Annotated in this window: 3 protein-coding genes; 2 read left to right on the top strand and 1 reads right to left on the bottom strand. The window is 49.9% G+C overall.

What is annotated here, in order from left to right; all coding sequences use genetic code 11:
• The coding region (locus KDK13_RS12600) for a polysaccharide lyase family 8 super-sandwich domain-containing protein (protein WP_306671107.1) at positions 1-2,614 on the top strand (2,614 nt) is incomplete at its 5' end.
• Positions 2,615-2,753: 139 nt separating this feature from the next.
• Here the strand turns inward: KDK13_RS12600 and KDK13_RS12595 are convergent.
• On the bottom strand, positions 2,754-3,080 hold the full coding sequence (locus tag KDK13_RS12595) for a hypothetical protein (RefSeq protein ID WP_257285321.1): 327 nt from the start codon (positions 3,078-3,080) through the stop codon (positions 2,754-2,756).
• 39 nt (positions 3,081-3,119) lie between these two features.
• Between KDK13_RS12595 and KDK13_RS12590 the strand changes: the two genes are divergently transcribed.
• Positions 3,120-3,404, top strand: coding sequence for a hypothetical protein (locus KDK13_RS12590; protein ID WP_257285320.1), 285 nt, complete (start codon positions 3,120-3,122; stop codon positions 3,402-3,404).
• Positions 3,405-3,782 lie beyond the last annotated feature (378 nt).

The following is a 3,782-nucleotide window of genomic DNA, read 5'->3' as shown; positions in this document are numbered from 1 at the left end:
AGTGCAGTTGCTTGGCAGCGTATTGCTTGCCAGCTTATTTATGTCGGGGGGTAGCGTTAACGGCACCTCCTCCCCTGTCGAGATGAAAAATAATCCGATCATTCAGGTACAACCGCACTCTAATCAGCAATCTGAGCAGCAATCCGGGCAAAAACGGGAACTTGAGGACATTTACCATCGCTATGTGAACTGGACAGTGGGTACCGGGACACTCAGCAAATCTGACCCTCTGGTAAACATCCACCATGAAGGGATGTTGAAAGTCTTTAACGAGACTGAACAGGCGTTTATTAAGCAAGGTGGTGTTCAAGGGCTGGGAAAAATAAGTTTTGCCCGAACCAAAGATAAGCAACCGGTGGCTCGTTATGTCTTTGATACATTGTTACCGTCGTTAAGTATGTCCTATGCTTATCCGGGCCTGGTGGACAGCCCTAACCCCGGGTATAAAAAGCCTGAAACCCTGGCCACGATTATTGCCATTCTGGACCACATGCATGCATCCGGCTGGAAAAAAGGGGTGGAAACCGGTTTTGATTTTGACGAATTAAGACAAACCGGCTTTACAGGCTTTGGTGGCAGTATGAATAACAACATTTCCGGCTACTCCAAAGTCCTGTTGTTGCTGCGTGATGAGTTGCATCAGGCAGGGCGCCTGGAGCGGGAACTGGAAACCCTTGATTGGGTTACCCGGATTTTTGCACCGGAGCAGGATGGCCGGGACATGACTCACTTCCAGTTTCCGGGATTTAACTCCGACGGGTTTAAATCCATGGTCAGGAATCGACTGTCTTATGTGGCAACACAGCTGCCGGACGACCCATCCCGTGCAGAAAACATGGAGTTTCTGACCCGCTTCTACAATAAGGCGTACACACTGGCACCGGGCTGGGCGGATAAAATCAAGCCCGATGGCGTTGGTTATCACCATAAAGGGGTCTATGGCAACAGTTACTCTGAACAGGCGCTGGAAGCCGCCGCCAGAAGTATTTTCCTGTTGGCAGGTACTTCCTTTCAGGTCACCGATGAGTCCATTGCCAACGTTAAGCTTGGGTTAAAGACCTTCCGTATTTACTCCCAGAAATACGACATGCACCGGGGCATCGCCGGACGATTCCCCCATCAGCTGGATTCATTAGTTCATCTTTTACCGGCTTACGCCTACTACGGTATGGCTGACGGCCTCAATGATCCGGAGATGAAAGCCATTTTTGCCCGGCTGTGGGATCGTGATTATTTTCAGCGAACCGGTATTCTGAGTGAACCCTTTGCTGGCAAAGGTCTGGGTTCATTCGGTGAGATAGAATTAATGCTGGCGCTCGAAAAGGAAAACGTACAGCCTGAGCCGGCGTTATCCGGGCACTGGGTGTACCCTTATGGTGCCATGAGCATTCATCGCCGCCCGGACTGGATGGTTGCGGTTAAAGGATTTAGCCGGTATATCTGGGATTTTGAATCCGGTAAAAAACAAAACCTTTATGGCGGCAATGCCAGTTCCGGTGTGTTGAGGCTGTATACAAAGGGTAATCCGGTTAATGCCTTCGACAGTGGTTATGGCATTGATGGTTGGGACTGGCATCGACTGCCGGGTGCTACCACTGTGCGTGTGCCCTATGAGGACATGCAGGAAGACCACCGCAACTGGTCGGCAGAATCGTTTGTCGGTGGCTTAAGTGCCGAACAGACAAACGGCGTCTACGCCATGGTTTATGATAACCATGTGGGTGGTGTCACATTAACCGCGAATAAATCACTGTTTTTCTTTGATAACCACATTGTCTTACTGGGCAGTGATATAAATGGCGGCGATGGTCAGCATGAAATTGCCACTACGCTTTTCCAGACCCGCCTGCCATCTGAAGACACTGTCACCTATTTCAATGGCTCAACGTTGAGCGGCAAAAAGCGGGCCTTTCATGCAGCGGAAGATCAGCCGGTCTGGTTAACGGACAGCGTTGACAATGGCTACTATATTCCCAACCCTGCGGGTTTAATGGTTCATCGTGCCGTGCAGAACGCACCGGATGAAAAAGGTCGTGGAAATGCCCGTGATCTGTATGCAACGGCCTGGCTGTCCCATGGGGATCGGATCAAATCCGGCCGCTATGAGTACGTGGTACTGGTCAATGCCGGTAAAGAGCAGACACAGGCGTTTGCCCGTAATGCCAGCACGATTTACCGGGTTAAGCAGCAGGACAAGCGGGCTCACATCGTTGAGCATATTGAAAAGGGCGTCACCGGTTATGCATTGTTCAAAGCGGGTAAAGACTTTGCTTCCGACCTTATTGTTGCCACAGATACACCGGCACTGGCCATGACGCGAAAAACAGCCACCGGCAACCTGATGCTGAGTGTCGTCAATCCAGATCTGGGGCTGGCGCCTGAAACCAAAAAGATCACCATCCATGATTTGCGGGATGACCCGAAATGGCTCTATCACGACAGTGAGACGCCCAAGGTAACCATCACCCTTAATGGTCATTGGCAACCTGCAACAACGGTTGATGCTAAGAATATTCAGCTTAGGACCGGTACTGTGGAGAGTAAGCCTGTTACAGAGATTACCTTCAATACTAAACATGCGTTCAGTAAGGATATTGAGTTAGCTCGCCAATAAATCGGCATAAGGCATGGCCCTGATCAATACGTTCAGATGAATGATTCTATCTATGTATTGGTCAGGGGGCATATGTGAATTGCTGAAAATCAACCCCTGGAGTGGTTCCGGAACATGTCCTTTCCGGAACCGGAATTATTCAGTTCCCAAATACAGCGGCCGCAGATGAGCCTTGCCGGAAACCAGCCAGGTTCCACTGCACCGGAACCTCACTGCCTCCAACCCGATAGATACCGTGCTTGAAGTAGTAGCCGGAAACATCGTTGCGGCCGATTTCAACGGTAGCATTGTCCACCAGAGTTTCTACCCTTTCCCGGTTGTCTGAGTCGTAGGTTATACGGTCTATGTGCAGATTTCCGGGACGAACCAGGATATCGCCGCTCTGGTCGTACTCAGACCAGAGCACAGAGACTTCAAAAGTTACCCACTGGTTTGTCCATGGTGAAGGCGATACCGCCCTTGCCATCAAAGGTCGCTTTTTTCGAGAAACCTACGTTTTTTTTGAATGCCGCTGTTTGCAACAGGTCATGGAAGGTTCTTCCCGCCTATTTTTGCCGCCACTCAATATACCAACCTGTCTGAACTTTATCCCACATTGTCTGATGCATCGGATGCTTCTTACCTGGCCGTTGTTCAAAACCTGTTACCGGCCGGGATGGTTGGTTTGGTGCTTGCAGCCATGTTTGCAACGATGTCGCCCCTTGATTCACAAATTAATGGCTGTACGGCAACTATAGTGAAAAACTTCTATGTACCCATTTTGCGACCTGAATCCAGTGAAGTAGAGTAGCTCTCCGTCAGTCGAATTGTTACCATCACCTTTGGTGCAGGGATTATTCTTCTGGCGCTGTTCTTTAATCAGCTCAAGGGAATCAGTCTGTTCCAGTTGATGGTTACCTCCATGGCGCTGGTGCATATGCCCATGTTTGTACCACAGCTTTTTGGTATGTTTGTGAAAAGAACGCCAGACTGGGCCGCCTGAGGCACACTGATTTTTGGTGTGGTGATCAGTATTCTCAGCAGCAGCTTTATTAACGCCCAGTGGTTCTCTGATGTGCTGGGAATTACCTACACCAGTCGTGAAACCGCTGACCTGGGGGGCGTGATTCCTCAGTTAGCCCATGGGATTTTGACAGTTGGTTTCTTTTTGCCACCGGCTTCTTTTATA

Source organism: Endozoicomonas sp. SESOKO1 (assembly GCF_024606265.1).
Taxonomy (GTDB): Bacteria; Pseudomonadota; Gammaproteobacteria; order Pseudomonadales; family Endozoicomonadaceae; genus Endozoicomonas.
This window is presented reverse-complemented; position numbering and strand designations above follow the sequence as displayed.

Bases quoted from the DNA above. Each gene is read 5' to 3' on its own strand.
- KDK13_RS12595 (WP_257285321.1), bottom strand. From the start codon at position 3,080: ATGGCAAGGGCGGTATCGCCTTCACCATGGACAAACCAGTGGGTAACT.
- KDK13_RS12590 (WP_257285320.1), top strand. From the start codon at position 3,120: ATGCCGCTGTTTGCAACAGGTCATGGAAGGTTCTTCCCGCCTATTTTT.